The organism is Lysinibacillus sp. NPDC097279, assembly GCF_044761745.1.
GTDB lineage: Bacteria > Bacillota > Bacilli > Bacillales_A > Planococcaceae > Lysinibacillus.
Window position 1 is genome coordinate 330,669 of the sequence record NZ_JBIWDA010000002.1, and the last position, 18,896, is coordinate 349,564.

An 18,896-nucleotide genomic window follows, 5' to 3' on the forward strand; every position below is an offset into this window, starting at 1 on the left:
AGATAATGATGGTACCAAGTTAATAGAAGAAAGGTTTCTAACGATGACCTTTCCTGTATTAATTTATATTTCTGTTAGAAAATGCCTTACCTTTAGGTGGGGTTCAATACAGGTGTTTTTTTATTTTAAGAAATTGCAACGCTTTTGAACTATGCTAAACCTTAGGCTGTATTGCAATAGAGGCAGGTAGAAATACACTAGAGTACAATTGTTTTAGAGAAAATTGCCTATAAGGGAGTGACAATATTGGAATACGTGATTGAAATGCTTGGAATCCGCAAAGAATTTGGTGATTTCGTAGCAAATAATAACATCACCCTCCAACTAAAAAAAGGCGAAATCCATGCACTATTAGGAGAAAATGGTGCAGGTAAATCGACTTTAATGAACGTCCTTTTTGGTCTGTATCAGCCAGAAGGTGGAGAAATTCGTGTTCGTGGGAAAGCTGTTAAAATTACAAACCCGAATGTTGCCAATGATTTAGGGATTGGCATGGTGCATCAACACTTTATGTTGGTGGAAAACTTTACAGTAACAGAAAACATTATTTTAGGTTCAGAGCCTACTAAGATGGGCGTAGTCAATATTAAAGACGCGGCTAAAAAGGTGCAAGCGCTTTCTGAGAAATATGGTTTAGATGTAGATCCAAATGCTAAAATCGAAGATATTACAGTTGGTATGCAGCAACGTGTGGAGATTTTAAAAACACTATATCGTGGTGCAGAAATATTAATTTTCGATGAACCGACTGCTTCTTTAACGCCACAAGAAATTACAGAGCTAATTCAAATAAAGCGTCGACTAATCGCTGAAGGTAAATCGATTATATTAATTACGCATAAGCTGAAAGAAATTATGGATGTTTCTGACCGCGTAACAATTATTCGTAAAGGTGAAGGCATTGGGACGGTTGTTACAGAAGAGACAAACCCTAATCACTTAGCTGAGTTAATGGTTGGACGTCAAGTTGAGTTTAAAACAGAAAAAATCGATGCGAATCCAACTGATGAAGTACTGACAATTGAGAATTTAGTCGTAACTGACTATCGTAATATCGATAAAGTAAAAGGTCTTAACCTCAATGTACGTAAAGGTGAAATTGTTGGTATCGCTGGTATCGATGGCAATGGTCAATCGGAGTTAATCGAGGCTATTACAGGCTTGCGTAAAGTGAAAAGCGGTCTCGTGAAGTTTAACGGCAAAGATGTAACAAACATGAAACCACGTAAAATTACTGAACAGGGTGTTGGACATATCCCACAAGACCGTCATAAGCATGGTTTAGTATTAGATTTCCCAATTGGTCATAATATTGTACTTCAAACATATTACCAATCGCCAATTGCAAAAGGCATTGTTATGGATTATAAGAAAGTTTCAGAAAAAGCGAATCAAATTATTAAAGAATACGATGTACGTACAGGTAATGGCGAAATGACGCCTGCACGAGCGCTATCAGGTGGTAACCAGCAAAAAGCGATTATTGGTCGTGAAATTGACCGAGATCCTGACTTATTAATTGCTGCACTACCGACACGTGGACTTGACGTAGGGGCAATTGAATTTATTCACTCTCGACTAATTGAGCAACGTGATAAAGGAAAAGCCGTATTATTAATTTCATTTGAATTAGATGAAGTAATGAATGTTTCCGACCGTATCGCTGTTATTTATGATGGTCAAATTGTGGATGAATTAAATCCAAAAGAAACAACAGAGCAAGAGCTTGGTCTATTAATGGCGGGACAAAGTAAAAAAAATAGCACAAATATAGCGAAGGAGGGGAACGACTAATGTCAAATCGCGTCATTAATATACTCGTTCCTATCATCTCTATTATTATCGGTTTAATTGTAGGTGCTATCGTAATGGTAGTCAGCGGCTATGATCCTATATTAGGATATAGTGCACTTTGGACAGGTATTTTTGGAGATTCATATTCTATAGGGAACACGATCCGTCAAATCACACCATATATTTTGGCAGGTCTTGCGGTAGCATTTGCCTTCCGTACAGGGTTATTCAATATCGGTGTTGAAGGTCAATTAATTTTAGGTTGGCTTGCAGCAGCATGGGTAGGCTATGCTTTTGATTTACCAAAAATTATTCACTTACCATTAGCGTTGCTAGCAGCAGCGGCGGCGGGTGCATTTTGGGCCTTTATTGCAGGTTTCTTAAAAGCGAAATTTAAAGTTCATGAAGTAATTGCGACAATTATGTTAAACTATACAGCGCTTTATATTGCAAACGCTGTAATTAAAAAATTGTCAGATGGAAGCTTTAAAACAGAACGTGTCCTTGAATCCGCTTCATTACGTTCTCCGTTTTTAAGAGAGCTTACAGACAACTCAAGTCTTCACTATGGGATCCTAGTTGCACTTCTTATGGTAGTTGTAATGTGGTTCATTTTAGAAAAAACAACACGTGGTTATGAGCTAAAAGCAGTAGGCTTTAACCAAAATGCAGCAGATTATGCTGGTATGAGTGTCAATAAAAATGTCATTTTAGCTATGACAATTTCAGGTATGTTTGCAGGTCTTGGCGGTGCGATGGAGGCGCTTGGTACATTCCAAAATGCATCTATTAAAGCTGGCTTTACAGGTATTGGTTTTGACGGTATTGCCGTTGCCTTACTTGGTGCCAATACACCACTTGGCGTAGTATTTGGGGCTTCTTTATTTGGCTCACTAAAATACGGTGCTCTTAACATGCCGAATGCTGCAGGAATTCCTGAGGAAATTGTGTCTATCATTATTGCCTTAATTATCTTCTTTGTAGCATCAGGTTACGTCATTCGGGTTGGATTACAAAAGTTAAGTAAGAAAAAGGAGGGACAATAACATGAGCTTTTTAGAAATGTTATATTTCATCATCCCTTCTGCAATCCTTTATGCGACACCATTAATTTTCACTGCTATTGGTGGTGTATTCTCTGAGCGTTCAGGTGTTGTTAACATCGGGCTAGAAGGTTTAATGATTGTCGGCGCATTTGTTGGTATTTTTGTCAATTTAGAGTTTGCAGCACAATTAGGTTCTGCAACAGTATGGGTAGCTATGCTGGCGGCTGTTATTGTAGGTGGAATCTTCTCCTTGCTACATGCGGTGGCATCTATCTCTTTCCGTGCCGATCAAACGGTATCAGGGGTAGCAATCAACTTACTTGGTTTAGCTGTTACTGTATTCTTAGTAAAATTGATTTATGATAAAGGTCAAACAGATATGATTGACCAACCAATCCGTCGATTTGGCATTCCATATTTAGAGGATATTCCGTTCTTTGGACGTTTATTATTCCATGATGTCTATAGCACATCGATTTTAGCCTTTGCTGTGGCAATAGGTGCTTGGTTTGTTATTTATAAAACACCATTTGGACTACGCTTACGTGCAGTAGGGGAACATCCAATGGCTGCAGATACAATGGGTGTTAAAGTTAATAAAATGCGTTATATTGCCGTAGTGATTTCAGGAGCACTTGGTGGTCTTGGTGGTGCGGTTTATGCGCAAACAATTACACATGATTTTTCTCACGCAACAATTGCTGGTCAAGGGTTCATGTCACTTGCGGCCATGATCTTTGGTAAATGGCATCCAATTGGTGCACTTGGGGCAGCATTGTTCTTTGGTTTAGCGCAAACATTAAGTATTGCAGGGAACCAAATTCCATATGTGCAAGAAATCCCAGCAGTATATTTACAAATATTACCTTACGTGTTAACGATTTTTGCGTTAGCAGGATTTATTGGTAAAGCAAATGCACCAAAAGCAAGTGGTCAACCATATATTAAAGGCAAACGATAAGTCTAAGACAGCATGTTTATTCGTCGAATTACTAGACAAAGTCGAAAGAAATGAAGCGAGTAAACAAAAGACTGGGCAATCAAGCCCAGTCTTTTGCCTTATACAAATAACAATTGACAAGCTTATTTTCACTTTCCTCATACATACTTTGGATTCTTTTTGCAATTATAGACAATAGACATGTATAGTATTTGTAGTACATTGTTATATTAAGAAAGATAGGAGGGTTTCATATGTTTAAAACAATACCTTTTGCAAAAGGTGTCAATTTGCATATCCGACAAACGACCCAATTTAAAACAGTAAATTTCTCAATTAAATGGAGAAGAGCATTAACGGCCAAATGTGCGTCTGAGCGTACGGTGTTAACAAATGTATTGCAACACAGCAATGCAAAATATACAACAACTGCCGCATTTCGTAGTTTTTTAGATGACCTATACGGGACAGTATTGTATTTTGATACATCGAAGCGCGGTAACGAGCATACGGTATTGATGAATATGGAAACCGTAAATGATCAATATTTGGCTAATACAAGTGTCTTAAATGACGTGCTTGGTGTCATGCATGCGGCAATATTTGAGCCGAATTTAGAAAATGGTGTATTTAAAGAATCAATCGTAGAACGTGAAAAGAAAATGGTTATCCAACGTATTGAATCCATTTTTGACGACAAATCTCGTTATGCACAAATGCGTCTGCAAGAAATATTACGCCCAAATGAGCCAGCTTCTATTTCAGCAAACGGTACAGTAGAAGACATTCATCATATCACACCGTCCTCGCTGTTGGCAGCCTACGAATCAATGCTAACGACGGACAAAATTGATATTTATGTTGCAGGTGACATCAATGAGGATGAACTTGTGGCAAAATTAAAAGAGGCACTGCCTTTTAAGGACCGTATTCCTGAGGAAATCCCAGCTGTATCGCCACAACAACACCCACAAAATGATTATGTTCGTGAACAGCAAGAAATGAAACAAGGTAAGCTGCATATAGGGTTTAGTACTCCAGTACGATTTGGTGATGCAGATTTTGCGAAAATGCAGATTTTTAACGGTATTTTCGGTGGTTATCCGCATGCCAAGTTATTTATGAATGTTCGAGAAAAAGAAAGTCTTGCGTACTATGCTTCTAGCTCCTATGCATCACATTACGGCTTATTATTCGTTGTGTCAGGTATTGAGGCCAAAAATGAAGAAAAGGCATTCAATCTGATTAAAGAGCAACTGGCTGTGATGCAAGCAGGGCAAATTACAGATTTAGAGTTAGAACAAACAAAGGCGATGTTAACGAACCAGTTAAAAGAATCCCTTGATTCAGCGCGTGGTCAAATTGAAATTTTTGACCAATATAAAGATTTGCCTGAAGAGTTCTCTGTTGAAGCATGGGCAACTAAATGGCGTGCTGTCACGAAAGAAGATGTAATCGAAATGGCGAAGCAAGTGCAGTTAGAAGCGGTCTATTTCTTATCAGGAAAGGAGCAAGCTGCACAATGAAAACAATTGAATTCAAACAATTAGATGAAACACTTTACTATGAAAAATTAGAAAACGGACTAGATGTTTATATTCTGCCGAAAAAAGGATTTTCAAAAACATTTGTCACGTTCACAACGAAGTACGGCTCGGTCGACCGTACATTTGTCCCACTTGGTGAAACGGATAGCATTACTGTGCCAGATGGAATTGCACACTTTTTAGAGCATAAAATGTTTGAAAAGGAAGACGGAGATGTATTCCAAAAATTTAGTGAATACGGTGCATCAGCCAATGCATTTACTTCCTTCACTCGAACTGCCTATTTATTTTCATCCACAGATAATATCTATAAAAGCACCGAAACTTTATTAAATTTTGTCCAAGAACCTTACTTTACTGAAGCTACTGTAAATAAGGAAAAGGGCATTATTGGTCAGGAAATTACAATGTATGATGACCAACCTGATTGGCGACTATACTTTGGTACGATTGAAAATATGTATCATCATCACCCTGTAAAAATTGATATTGCGGGCACAATCGAATCTATTGACGGCATTACGGCTGATCATTTATACACGTGCTACAATACGTTTTATCATCCGTCTAATATGTTGTTATTTGCAATTGGTGCTGTTGATCCAGAAGAGATGATGGCGTTCATTCGCGAGAACCAAGGTAAAAAAGAGTTTCCAGAGCCAACACCTATACAACGCTTCTTTGATGAAGAGCCAACAGATGTTGCCATTAAAGACCGTACATTACACATGGATGTTCAAAAACCAAAGGTGTATATCGGTTTGAAGGCGAGAGAAACGAATTTATCTGGTCGTGAAATGTTAAAACATGAGCTATCAGTTCAAATTGCTTTAGAGCTTATTTTTGGGCGAACTTCTAATTTTTATGAGCGTGTATATGATGAAGGCTTGATTGATGAATCGTATGCATTTGATTTTACTTTAGAAAAAGGTTTTGGCTTTGCGTTAATTGGTTCAGATTCTACAGAACCAGATGTATTGGAAAAAGCGATTAAAGCCGAATTAGAAAAATACGAAAAAAGCGCACAATTTGCAAGTGAAGACTTAGAACGCATTAAGCGTAAAAAAATAGGCTTCTTCTTACGTGCATTAAATTCAATTGAATTTATTGCGAACCAATTTACGCGTTATTCGTTTAATGAAATGAATTTATTTGATGTAGTACCTGTTTTAGAAGAGTTAACAATTGAAGACTTAACGAAAGCGTTTGCGTCTATTCAAGGTGAGTCTCAACAAACTGTATTTAAAGTTTTACCAACAGAGAAGGGCGCCTAGTGAAAAAGTTTGCCCTTATATTAGGTGCATCAGGTGAGATCGGTCGTGCTATTTGCCACAGCTTGGCAGAGGACGGCTGGTCTCTCTATGTGCATTATTCAAACAATGAGCAAATGGCTCAAACATTATGTGATTCCCTTGTAAGCCATTTTCCTGCTCAGGAATTTATGCTTGTACAAAGTGATTTTACAAGTATAACAGCGGCGCAAGTGTTAGCTGCCCAAATATTTAGCGTACAGGCAATTGTTTTTGCTAATGGTCAAGCGCATTATTCCTTGCTGGAAGACACAACTGTAGAAGATATGGATGCATTATGGCGTGTTCATGTGCAAAATCCAATGCATTTAACGGCTTTATTATCTCCGAAACTACGTACTCATGATGTGAGCTATGTACTTTTTATCGGCTCTATTTGGGGCGAGGCAGGTTCTGCGGGTGAAGCACTATATGCAACGGTAAAAGGCGCACAGCATGCTTTTGTGAAGTCCTATGCTAAAGAGGCTGCATTGTCTCGCATTCGTGTGAATGCTATTGCGCCAGGTTTTATTAATACTTCAATGAATAGCCATTTAAGTGAAGAGGAAATGCAATATATTTTAGATGAGATTCCTTTAGGATTTGTCGGTCAAACAAAGGATGTAGCGGAGATGGTTCGGTTTTATCTATCAGGTAAAGCAGACTATGTGACAGGACAAATCATCCGATTAAATGGTGGCTGGTACATATAATTTTTCTTTTTGCACATACTACATGTGTAAAGGAGGAGGAAACATATGACCATTTTAGAAAACTGGCAAAAATGGACATCTTTTTTAGGACAAAACGTAATGCAAGCTGAATCAAGCGGTATGCCGAAGAAAATGATTCAACAGGCTGCTGTCCAAATCGGTGAGTATTTGGCGACTAATGTCGATCCTAAAAATGAACAAGAGCGAGTGCTGTCGGATTTATGGGGCGTTGCCTCTGATGATGAAAAACATGCATTGGCGAATTGTGTCGTAAAACTTGTGCAAAATAAACATGTGCAATAAAAAAAGAGGAGAGCTAATCTCCTCTTTTTTCTATTAAAAATCGATATTAGTACGGAAAAGGGAACGTATGTAAGTCTATTTCCAATACTACCAAAAAAAATTAGTAAGAATTTAAAAATAACGCTATAATTCCATGTATTCTAACTTTCCATTACATAAAAAATCAGCTATGATGGAACTTATAAAAGATTTTTTACGTTAACTAATAGGAAGGGAACGAGTGTGTTTGAGCGATTGGTACTTTGAATATGAAATTCAGGTGAATCGCCCTGGATTATTAGGAGATATTGCTTCACTTTTAGGGATGCTTCGAGTCAATATTATATCAATAAATGGTGTCGATGAAGATCGACGTGGTATGTTAGTGCATACAGACAATGATGAAGCAATTGAGCGTTTTCGTACAATTGTTTCGACAATGGAACATATCCACGTTACTAAATTTCGACAACCTAAACTCCGTGATCGTTTAGCTATCAGGCATGGTCATTATATTCCACGAGATGCAGACGAAAAAAATACTTTCCGCTTTGTACGAGATGAACTAGGGATTTTAGTGGACTTTATGGCAGAACTCTTTAAAAAGGAAGGTCATAAGCTCATTGGAATACGTGGGATGCCTCGGGTTGGTAAAACAGAATCTATTGTTGCGGCAAGTGTTTGTGCCAATAAAAAATGGATTTTCTTATCGTCTACAATGATTAAGCAAACTATTCGTAATAAACTCGCAGGCGATGAATTCAGTGACAATAATATTTTTATATTGGACGGTATTGTTACAAGGCGTTCGGAGGATGAGCGACATTTGCAACTAGTACGTGAAATGATGAATATGCCATCTATTAAAGTAGTAGAGCATCCTGATATGTTTGTTCAGCATTCTGAATATAAGATTGAGGATTTTGATTATATCATTGAACTACGTCATCACCCAGATGAAGAAATTACTTATGAAATAATGGAAAAAAATCATATGATGTCCGAATCCGATTCATTTGGAGGATTTAATTTTTAATTTGATATTAAAGTAGGTGTTATGAGTGGCAGAATTAGGTACTCGACTGAAAGAGGCGAGACTGTCTAAAGGCTACAGCTTAGACGATTTACAGGAAATAACAAAAATTCAAAAACGTTATTTAGTAGGTATTGAAGAAGGCAATTATTCCATTATGCCAGGTTCGTTTTATGTACGAGCATTTATTAAACAATATGCTGAAGCTGTTGGGTTAAATCCAGAGGAAATTTTAGAGACGTATAAAAGCGAATTACCAGGCACAAAGAACGACCAAGTAAGCCAATCGATGACTCAAACTTCAACTAGAAGAAAAGTTTCAAAAAGCCCTTCAAATAAAATGATGGAGGCTATGCCCAAAGTCATTGTCGGTTTATTTATTATCGTAATCATTGTTGCAATTTGGGTTCTTTTACAATCAAAAAGTAAAACAGGAACAAATGAATATGATGATACAACACCAGTAGTGGAGTACGATAAAAAACCAAAACCAATTGATAGTGAAAAAGATAAAGCCGAAGAAGATAAAAAGGCACAAGCAGATGCGACGAAAGAGCAAACAGATAAAACACCAGATGAAGATAAAACCGATAAAACTGAAGAAGATGTTAAGCAAACGATTTCAGCAGGAACAATCGAATCAGATGGTGCTACAACATCTTATACGTTAACAGGTGCTGATACATTTAAAATTCGCATTGAAGTATCAGGTCCTACTTTTATTGGTATTCGCGACCAACAACAACAAGAATTACTAGCAGATACGCGTGTTTATAACGCAGGTGAAGTTGTTGAGTTTGATGCAACAGCACAAAACTATGCGCGTATTCGTTTAGGCAATTCAACTCAAGCTAAGGTTTATATTAATGACGAACTTTTAACGTACGCACAGCAAATCGTAACGCAAAATATTGTCGTCAATTTCAATAAAGAACAGTAGTCATCCTATCGATGACTACTTTCTTTCATCATGAAAGGTGTTAGAAAAATGAACATTCCAAATAAAATTACCATTTCACGTATCTTACTTATTCCGTTCTTTGTCATTGTTATGATGTTTGATTTCGGCTGGGGAACAATGAACTTATTTAGTGCAGAAATGCCAGTCCATCATTTTGTAGGAGCTCTTATTTTTATCATTGCATCAACGACGGATTGGGTAGATGGTTACTATGCGAGAAAGTATAATCTTGTAACGACATTTGGTAAATTTTTAGATCCTTTAGCGGATAAATTACTTGTCTCTGCAGCGTTTATTTTAATGGTAGAGCTTGGTATGGCACCAGCTTGGGTGATTATTGTTATTATTAGCCGTGAATTTGCGGTAACAGGTTTACGTTTAATTCTTGCAGGTGGCGGAGAAGTCGTAGCGGCGAATCAGCTTGGTAAGATTAAAACATGGGCACAAATTGTAGCTATTGCAGCTGCTCTTTTACACAATACAATTTTTGTGATTTTCGGTATCCCATTTGATACAATAATGCTATATATTGCATTGTTCTTTACACTTTGGTCTGGATGGGATTATTTCTATCTAAATCGACGTGTATTACTTGAGTCTAAATAAGAAAGGTCTTGTGAATCATGAATGCTGAAATCCTGGCAGTTGGCTCAGAGTTATTACTTGGACAAATTTCAAATACAAATGCGAAATTTATTTCTAATCAGCTTTCTGAATTAGGCATCAATGTCTATTATCATACGGTTGTTGGGGATAATTCAAAACGTTTAGAGGAAGCAATCACTATAGCGGAATCGCGCGCTGATCTTATCATTTTTTCAGGTGGTTTAGGTCCTACAAAGGATGATTTAACGAAGGAGACCATTGCTCGTCATCTTGGGCTAGATCTTGTTATCGATCAAGTTGCATTGTCATACATTGAGCAATTTTTTGCAAAACGAGGCATCGCAATGACAGAAAATAATCGTAAGCAGGCGCTAGTATTAGCAGGTAGTGAGGTGCTAGCTAATCATCATGGTATGGCTCCAGGGATGATATTGACAAAGGATAAACGTACCTACATTTTACTTCCTGGGCCTCCAAAAGAGCTGGAGCCAATGTTCCAATTCGAAGCGAAGCCAAAGCTTGGCACAATGTTAAATGATGGCGGTGTCATCGTGTCTCATGTAATGCGCTTTTATGGCATTGGAGAAGCCGAGCTAGAAGTGCGTGTGCAGGATATATTAGATTCACAAACAAATCCGACAGTTGCTCCACTAGCTGCTGACGGAGAAGTAACTTTACGTGTCACAGCTAAGGCGCCATCACAACAGGAAGCTCAACAGCTGATTGCTGGTAAAGTGTCGGAGATTCGTGCTATTGTAGGAGACTTCCAATATGGCATTAATGATGATTCACTTGCCTCAAAAACGGTAGAAATGTTGCAAGATAATAATTTAACGATTTCTGCAGCCGAAAGCTTAACAGCAGGCTTATTTCAATCAGAGCTAGCTGAGATTCCAGGTGTTGGCAATTCACTTATCGGAGGCGTAGTTACCTATACAGAAGATGCTAAAGTAAAGCAGCTCGGTATCGACCAACAACTATTAGATACTTATGGTATTGTTAGCAGTGAATGTGCTGCGGCAATGGCTAGCGCCGTGCGGGAAAGATTCGGCACGAATATTGGTATTGGGTTAACAGGAGCGGCTGGTCCTACAGCACATGACCATCAGCCAGTTGGCACTGTCTGGATTGGGATTGCTATCGGTGATGAAGAGCCAATAACATATTTACTGCATTTATCAGGTATGCGCAATACCAATCGTTTACGTGCAGTTAAATTTACATTCCATTATTTAATGCAGCAATTAGAAGAACGAGGTTATAGAAAACGCTTTTAATTTGCCGCAGCAAGAATGATATAAAAAATGCATGTAGTTCAGGACTAAGGTGCAACTATTGCTGAGCAGTATGTATGATTGAAAACATGTAGCGCAATTATGATTAGCATAATTGTTTATAGTTGAAAATGGGAATTTGGGTAGGAAAAACTTATCCAAATTTTTATTTTTGATTAAAATCGAATAAATGTTCGCTTTTTTCTTGCGTGTTCTCAAAAAAACAAGTATAGTAGAGATAGACAATAACAGTGAACAGTTTTCGAAGGAGGAAAATAAATGAGTGATCGTAAAGCAGCCTTAGAACAGGCGTTAAAACAAATTGAGAAGAATTTCGGTAAAGGCTCTATCATGAAGCTAGGCGAAAAAACAGATTTAGAAATTGCTACTTCTTCTAGTGGTTCGCTAGCGCTTGATGCAGCATTAGGTGTTGGTGGATATCCACGTGGACGTATTATTGAAGTATATGGTCCAGAATCATCAGGTAAAACAACAGTTGCGCTACATGCTATTGCGGAAGTACAAGCTAAAGGTGGACAAGCAGCATTTATCGATGCTGAGCATGCATTAGATCCGATTTATGCTCAAAAATTAGGCGTTAATATTGATGAGCTTTTATTATCACAACCAGATACGGGTGAGCAAGCGCTTGAAATTGCAGAAGCTTTAGTACGTAGTGGTGCTATTGATATTATCGTTATTGACTCTGTTGCAGCACTAGTACCAAAAGCTGAAATTGAAGGTGACATGGGTGACTCTCACGTTGGTTTACAAGCTCGTTTAATGTCTCAAGCATTACGTAAGCTTTCAGGTGCTATCAATAAATCAAAAACAATCGCTATTTTCATTAACCAAATTCGTGAAAAAATTGGTGTTATGTTCGGTAATCCAGAAACAACACCTGGTGGTCGTGCGCTGAAATTCTACAGCTCTGTCCGTTTAGAAGTTCGTCGTGCAGAAGCGATAAAACAAGGTAATGACATTATGGGTAACCGTACAAAAATTAAAATTGTAAAAAACAAAGTAGCCCCACCATTCCGTACAGCAGAAGTAGATATTATGTACGGTGAAGGTATCTCAAAAGAAGGCGAAACTGTCGACTTAGGTGTTGAATTAGACATCGTTCAAAAAAGTGGCTCTTGGTACGCTTACGGTGATGAACGCCTTGGCCAAGGTCGAGAAAATGCAAAACAATATTTAAAAGAAAACCCTGCAGTTTTAGAAGAAATTGCAAATAAAATTCGCTCTTCTTATGGCATTGCGGCACAATCGTATACAATTGCTGCACATGATGATGAAGAAATGGATGAAGAATTAATGCTTCTTCTTGAAGATGAAAAATAATAGACATCGTTCTTTCTTCTAACAAGCGTTAGAATGATTGTGAGAGCGGCAACTTCTAAGGGAACGAACGCACGTAAGACGCAATATACTACCGATAAGAGAAGGTTGTGGCTTACGATGTGCCCGCGGAAAGCGTCCGTACGCAGTAAAAATGAATGATGGACGTTCCCTATAAGCTAAATCGTTCTTACTCTTTTAGAGTGAGAACGATTTTTTTGTCCTTATTACTAGATAAATAGAATGAAGTGAGCGTTGAATTATTAGTTAGCGAACGTCATTATAAAATTTTATATGTAGAATTTTGTAAAAAAGTGACTGATTACTAGCTTAGAAATAAACTATATGTTCATTTGTCAAAGAAAGTTAAAATAATTGTATTAAGATGACAGTGATTGTGGTAATAATTGTATTGTAACCTTCGTCTTGATAAAAAGAATTTTCATCTAAGAAGGTATTTTTTCTAGCTCAAAAGTAACAGTTAATATATACATCTAATGGATATGACTTACTTTTTTTCTTGCCGATAGGCGAACAGATGCCCGTCTATCCTTGACAGAGCTTGAGGCTAGCTATACAATTAAATATGTATAATTTCTGAATTATGACTTTAAAATAGGCAGTACAATTTTTGTATGCGCCGACTGAACCTGTATTACCCAAATAGCAAGAGGAGGTGTTCATATGGATGGAATTACTATCATCTCCGCTTTGCTTGGACTCATCGTTGGTGCCGCTGTTAGCTATATCTACATGAAAAAAGTGAATGACTCAAAAATCACTGGTGCTAAGCATGTCGCTGAAACAATCGTTGAAGAAGGAAAACGAGAAGCGGAGGCATTAAAGAAAGAAGCACTACTTGAAGCCAAAGATGAAACTCACAAATTTCGCACTGAAGCAGAAAATGACATTCGTGATCGTCGTTTAGAACTTCAAAAACAAGAGAACCGTTTATTGCAAAGAGAAGAGAATCTTGATCGCAAGGATGATGCTCTGAATAAGAGAGAAGCCGGCTTAGAGCGTAAGGAACAAGCTCTAGCTGAAAGACAACAGCATATTGAACAGATGGAAAGCAAAGTGGACGAGCTCGTTGCAGCGCAAAAAACAGAACTAGAGCGCATTTCTGCATTAACAAGAGATGAAGCTAAAACTATTATCTTAAGTGAAGTAGAGAAAGAGCTAGCAACTGATATTGCTGTAATGACGAAGGAATCTGAAATGCGTGTGAAAGAGGAATCTGATAAAAAGGCACGTGAAATTCTATCATTGGCACTGCAACGCTTTGCTGCAGACCACGTTGCAGAAACAACAGTCTCTGTTGTGAACTTGCCAAATGATGAAATGAAAGGTCGTATTATTGGTAGAGAGGGTCGTAATATCCGTACACTCGAAACGTTAACAGGTATTGATTTAATTATCGATGATACGCCAGAAGCAGTAATTTTATCTGGTTTTGATCCAATTCGTCGTGAAACGGCTCGACTTGCACTTGAAAAGCTAGTACAGGATGGTCGTATTCACCCTGCTCGCATCGAAGAAATGGTTGAAAAATCTCGTCGTGAGGTGGATGAACAAATTCGTGAAACAGGGGAACAAACGACATTTGAAATCGGCATTCACAATCTACATCCAGACTTAATGAAGATTTTGGGCCGCATGAAATACCGTACTAGCTACGGGCAAAACGTCCTAAAACATTCTGTGGAGGTTGCACATTTGGCAGGCTTACTAGCTGCTGAGCTTGGTGAAGATGTAGCATTAGCTCGTCGTGCAGGCTTATTGCATGATATAGGAAAAGCAATCGACCATGAAGTTGAAGGAAGCCATGTTGAAATCGGCGTGGAATTAGCTACGAAATATAAAGAACATCCTGTTGTTATTAATAGTATTGCTTCTCACCATGGTGATACAGAAGCGACATCTGTTATTGCAGTATTAGTAGCTGCAGCAGACGCATTATCAGCAGCGCGTCCAGGTGCTCGTAGTGAAACACTGGAAAACTATATTCGCAGACTAGAAAAATTAGAAGAGATTTCTGAAAGCTATGATGGTGTTGAAAAATCTTATGCCATCCAAGCAGGACGTGAAATTCGTATTATTGTACAACCAGAAAAAATTGACGATTTAGCATCTCATCGTCTTGCACGTGATATTCGTAAGCGTATTGAAGAAGAACTAGATTATCCAGGTCATATTAAAGTAACTGTTATCCGCGAAACACGTGCAGTGGAGTATGCAAAATAATAAAATAAGAGGCTCCTCTTGATTTTTATCAAGGGGAGTCTTTTTATATTTGTCGACATACAAGATTATACTAGGGACGTATGCACATAAAAAATATGTCATTCCAATTGTGGTCTTATACTATTAGTCATTTAAGTAAAATTTATAGTTCATTTATGAAGCGTATCCCCTGAAAAATGGATACGCTTTTTTTTTTTTGAAACCCTCCTATTACGCACAGAAGTAATAAGCTTAAATAACAACTATGTCACTTTATTGACCATGAATAAAAGAGCGATATCGATAATATAATAGGCCATAAAACTTTTTGAATAAATTTTTACTGTAACTAGGGAATATAAATTAGCTAGCCTATGTTATGTCGAGGGGTGAAAGTCGTTGCAAGAAACTATCACATTACAGGATGTATTGAAAATAGTGCGAAAGCAACTGCTCTATATTATCAGTTTTGCACTTTTCTTAGCATTAGTCACGGCGTTTCTCAGTTACTTTATTATAAAGCCAACCTATGAGGCGCAGACACAGCTTTTAGTCAATCAAAAAAATACCGATCAAGCTCTATTAGGGGTACAGCAAGTAGAAACAAACTTACGCTTAATTAATACGTATAATGTTATTATTCAAAGCCCTGCTATATTATCTAAAGTGATTAGCCAACTTCATTTAGATAGTACGCCTGAAAAACTTAAGGAACAAATTACTGTATCGAACGCCAGTAATTCTCAAGTTGTCAATATTGCTGTCCGCGATAAAAAGCCAGAAACGGCAGTTGAAATTGCCAATACAGTAGCAGGCGTATTTCAAGAGGAAATACAAGTGTTAATGACAATTGACAATATTAATATTTTGTCCGTCGCGAAATTAGATGACAAGCCTGAGCCAGTAGCTCCAAATAAAAATTTATATATCGTAGCGGCTGCAATAATTGGGTTCATACTAAGCGTTGGTGTTGCTTTATTGTTAGAGTGCTTAGATACAACGGTTAAGACAGAGCAGGATATTGAAGAAATCATCGGATTACCTATTATAGGCATAATCAGCAAAATTAATAGTACGAACTATAAAAACATATAATGAAATCCCGTAACAGAAGGAGGGAGTCACCGTGTTTCAACATAAAAGAACTAAAAAAAAAAAACTAGTAAAAATGGGTAGAAAGCTTGTGACCATTGGCAATAGTAATTCAATTGTTTCTGAGCAATTTCGTACAATACGAACAAACATTACTTTCGCGATGCCAGACCAAGATATAAAAACCATCTTAGTTACTTCAGCGACGCCAGGTGAAGGGAAGTCTACAAATGTCGCCAATTTAGGCGTGGTATTTGCACAAGAAGGGAAAAAAATTTTAATTGTCGATGCCGATTTACGTAAGCCAACGATGCACTATACCTTTCGATTACAAAATATAAAGGGTCTATCAAATTTACTGACAAGACAATATGAGATGTCAGAGGTTTTAAATAGTACAGATATTCCTAATCTTTTTGTTCTGACGAGTGGGCCCATTCCACCTAACCCAGCGGAATTACTTTCTTCTAAAACGATGGATAGTGTCATGGTGCAACTGATAGCAGACTTTGACATCATAATTTTTGACGCACCACCATTGTTATCTGTAACTGATGCGCAAGTTTTATCAAATAAATGCCAAGGAACACTACTCATTGTGAATAGTGGTGTAGTAGAAAATGCAAGTGTGCTTAAAGCGAAAGTAAGCCTTGAAGCATCAAAGGCGAATATTTTAGGAGTCGTTTTGAATAATTATAAATTACCACTTGGCGAATATTATGATCAATATTACCGATAATGATTGGCGTAGATAGGGAAGTGAAACATTGTGATAGATATGCATAGTCATATTTTAGTAAATGCAGACGATGGTCCCGAAACAGTAGAAGAGACATTCCATTTATTTGAACAAGCTGTTAGGGAAGGGATTACAGCAATTATTTCTACTTCACATGCGCTACATCCTCAATATAATGTTCATACACATGTAATACATGAACAAATTGCACAATTGCAGCAAGAAATTGACAACCGTAACATGCCGCTAACACTATATCCAGGACAAGAGGTACGTTTAGCGGGGAATATTTTAGAGCTTTATCAAAAAGATCAGCTTCTTACATTAGCACATTCTAATTACTTGTTACTAGAGCTTCCCTCTAGTTTTATTCCTCCCTATACACAAACAATTATTTACAACTTATTAACAGCTGGTATAACGCCAATTATTGCGCATCCCGAACGAAATAAAGTGATAGCAGCAAATCCAAGCCACTTAGAGAAGCTCATACGTGACGGTGCACTTGCACAAATAACAGCGGGAAGTTTAGCTGGTTTGTTTGGCAAGGACATTCAACAGCTTTCTTTAAAGTTAGTTCGATCGAACCTTGTTCATACATATGGTTCGGATGTGCATAATTTACAAGCTCGACCATTCCTATTTGAAAGAGGGCTTAGTTTTTTAGAAAAGCAAAAAGAATTACATGCGATAGATACCTTTTTAGAAAATAATAAACGAATCATTAATAATCAGCCTTTCATCATATATGAGCCAGAAAATAACTTCACAAAAAAACGGTGGAAGTTATTTTAATTGTGACGTCAAGCGTGCAAGTAGTAGGAAAGATGCTAGAACGACAGTAGGTATTAAACATATAAGGGGACAGTTTGGGATGAGAGTCGTTTTTATGAGAAGTAATCCAATTTCTCCAGATCCGAGAGTTGAAAAAGAAGTGGACAGCCTTAGAAAAAACAACTGGGATGTTCAAATTTTAGCATGGGATAGAGACAGTAAATATAAAGCAAAAGTGGAATTTCTAAAGCGAGCTCACACTATTAAAATTACAAGGTTTGGCATCCCTGCTACATTTGGTGGAGGATTTAAAAAAAATTTCTTTCCATTACTACGGTTTCAGCTAAAGCTATTCAAATGGCTACTTCAACATAAAAATTCGTATGATATTATTCATGCTTGTGATTTTGATACAGCGTTTGTAGGTACAGTCTGTGCGAAAATACTTCGTAAAAAAGTCATTTACGATATGTTTGATTCCGTTACGGCGCCCTTCCATGGCCCCGCCATTATAGGGAAGATAGTCGAAAAAATAGATATAGCACTATTGAATAATGTGGATGCGGTCATTATTTGTACAGAAAAGCGAAGAGGACAAATAGCTAAAGCCTCACCTAAAAAAATTGAAGTCATTTATAATACGCCACTACATGTTGATTTAAATAGTGATTTACAGTTGAATCGAGATAAAGTGAAAATCGTCTATGTCGGTATACTTGCACCTGAAAGGCTTATTAAGGAACTGGTAGATATCGTCAAACATAATCCTCTCTACGAATTGCATATTGGCGGGTTTGGGGAGTATGCAGACGAATTGGCACAAATAGCACTGCAATATGACAACATACTTTTTTACGGAAAAATCCCTTATGAAAAAACTTTAGCATTAGAAAAGAGTTGTGATATTATGACTGCCATTTATGATCCTGTAGTGTCCAACCATTATTACGCTGCGCCCAATAAATTTTATGAGGCACTTATGCTAGGGAAGCCTTTAATTATGGTGAAAGACACAGGTATGTCGGAAGTAGTGGCAGAGCATGACCTGGGGGAGCTAATTGATTTTAATCAAGAGAGCCTACAAAAAGGTATTGAAAAGCTAATCGAGCGTAAAAAAGAATGGCCAGAAATTTCTAGAAAAATGAAGTTATTATATGACACACATTATAGTTGGAATGAGATGGAAAATCGGATTGTGACATTGTACAGCCATTTATAGCTGTAGAAGCTTTTTGAAAATTT

General features: G+C 37.5%; 17 protein-coding genes. All 17 read left to right on the plus strand.

The genetic code is table 11. The features are described from left to right. The first annotated feature begins 246 nt into the window (after nt 1-246). The 17 genes from ACIQ1H_RS11685 to ACIQ1H_RS11765 all read left to right on the plus strand — a co-directional run bounded on the left by ACIQ1H_RS11685 (nt 247) and on the right by ACIQ1H_RS11765 (nt 18,873). On the plus strand, nt 247-1,794 hold the full coding sequence (locus ACIQ1H_RS11685; protein WP_402888909.1) for an ABC transporter ATP-binding protein: 1,548 nt from the start codon (nt 247-249) through the stop codon (nt 1,792-1,794). After that, nucleotides 1,794-2,840 carry an ABC transporter permease gene (locus ACIQ1H_RS11690; RefSeq protein ID WP_173477700.1) on the plus strand — a complete coding sequence of 349 codons (1,047 nt, stop codon included), beginning with the start codon at nt 1,794-1,796 and terminating at the stop codon, nt 2,838-2,840. The genes ACIQ1H_RS11685 and ACIQ1H_RS11690 overlap by 1 nt, the downstream gene beginning before the upstream one ends. A gap of 1 nt (nt 2,841) precedes the next feature. After that, on the plus strand, nt 2,842-3,801 hold the full coding sequence (locus ACIQ1H_RS11695; protein WP_173477699.1) for an ABC transporter permease: 960 nt from the start codon (nt 2,842-2,844) through the stop codon (nt 3,799-3,801). A 233-nt stretch (nt 3,802-4,034) separates the two neighbouring features. Then, nucleotides 4,035-5,306, plus strand: coding sequence for an EF-P 5-aminopentanol modification-associated protein YfmF (gene yfmF / locus ACIQ1H_RS11700; protein WP_402888912.1), 1,272 nt, complete (start codon nt 4,035-4,037; stop codon nt 5,304-5,306). Continuing rightward, complete coding sequence (gene yfmH, locus ACIQ1H_RS11705; RefSeq protein ID WP_402888913.1) at nt 5,303-6,601, plus strand: EF-P 5-aminopentanol modification-associated protein YfmH; 1,299 nt, start codon at nt 5,303-5,305, stop codon at nt 6,599-6,601. The genes yfmF and yfmH overlap by 4 nt, the downstream gene beginning before the upstream one ends. Then, a complete protein-coding gene (gene ymfI, locus ACIQ1H_RS11710) occupies nt 6,601-7,329 on the plus strand; it encodes an elongation factor P 5-aminopentanone reductase (protein WP_402888915.1) in 729 nt (242 codons plus the stop codon). Before yfmH ends, ymfI begins: the two co-directional genes overlap by 1 nt. Nucleotides 7,330-7,374: 45 nt before the next feature. Further along, nucleotides 7,375-7,632, plus strand: a complete 258-nt coding sequence (locus ACIQ1H_RS11715) for a DUF3243 domain-containing protein (RefSeq protein WP_173477695.1) — start codon at nt 7,375-7,377, stop codon at nt 7,630-7,632. 226 nt (nt 7,633-7,858) lie between these two features. Continuing rightward, nucleotides 7,859-8,647, plus strand: coding sequence for a DUF3388 domain-containing protein (locus ACIQ1H_RS11720; protein ID WP_173477694.1), 789 nt, complete (start codon nt 7,859-7,861; stop codon nt 8,645-8,647). A 25-nt stretch (nt 8,648-8,672) separates the two neighbouring features. After that, nucleotides 8,673-9,584, plus strand: coding sequence for a helix-turn-helix domain-containing protein (locus ACIQ1H_RS11725; protein WP_402888917.1), 912 nt, complete (start codon nt 8,673-8,675; stop codon nt 9,582-9,584). Between the two features lie 48 nt (nt 9,585-9,632). Further along, nucleotides 9,633-10,211, plus strand: coding sequence for a CDP-diacylglycerol--glycerol-3-phosphate 3-phosphatidyltransferase (pgsA, locus tag ACIQ1H_RS11730; RefSeq protein WP_173477692.1), 579 nt, complete (start codon nt 9,633-9,635; stop codon nt 10,209-10,211). Between the two features lie 17 nt (nt 10,212-10,228). Then, nucleotides 10,229-11,488, plus strand: a complete 1,260-nt coding sequence (locus ACIQ1H_RS11735) for a competence/damage-inducible protein A (protein ID WP_402888919.1) — start codon at nt 10,229-10,231, stop codon at nt 11,486-11,488. 276 nt (nt 11,489-11,764) lie between these two features. Then, the gene (gene recA, locus ACIQ1H_RS11740) at nt 11,765-12,829 is read left to right on the plus strand and encodes a recombinase RecA (RefSeq protein WP_173477690.1); all 1,065 of its coding nucleotides are present in this window, start codon (nt 11,765-11,767) and stop codon (nt 12,827-12,829) included. 681 nt (nt 12,830-13,510) lie between these two features. Continuing rightward, nucleotides 13,511-15,070 (plus strand): ribonuclease Y, encoded by a 1,560-nt coding sequence (gene rny, locus ACIQ1H_RS11745; RefSeq protein ID WP_173477689.1) that lies wholly within the window; start codon nt 13,511-13,513, stop codon nt 15,068-15,070. Between the two features lie 378 nt (nt 15,071-15,448). Then, nucleotides 15,449-16,144 (plus strand): YveK family protein, encoded by a 696-nt coding sequence (locus tag ACIQ1H_RS11750; protein WP_402888922.1) that lies wholly within the window; start codon nt 15,449-15,451, stop codon nt 16,142-16,144. Nucleotides 16,145-16,217: 73 nt separating this feature from the next. After that, nucleotides 16,218-16,880 carry a CpsD/CapB family tyrosine-protein kinase gene (locus ACIQ1H_RS11755; protein WP_402889489.1) on the plus strand — a complete coding sequence of 221 codons (663 nt, stop codon included), beginning with the start codon at nt 16,218-16,220 and terminating at the stop codon, nt 16,878-16,880. Nucleotides 16,881-16,919: 39 nt separating this feature from the next. Next, on the plus strand, nt 16,920-17,675 hold the full coding sequence (locus ACIQ1H_RS11760) for a tyrosine-protein phosphatase (RefSeq protein WP_402889491.1): 756 nt from the start codon (nt 16,920-16,922) through the stop codon (nt 17,673-17,675). 79 nt (nt 17,676-17,754) lie between these two features. After that, nucleotides 17,755-18,873, plus strand: coding sequence for a glycosyltransferase family 4 protein (locus tag ACIQ1H_RS11765; protein ID WP_402888924.1), 1,119 nt, complete (start codon nt 17,755-17,757; stop codon nt 18,871-18,873). Nucleotides 18,874-18,896 lie beyond the last annotated feature (23 nt).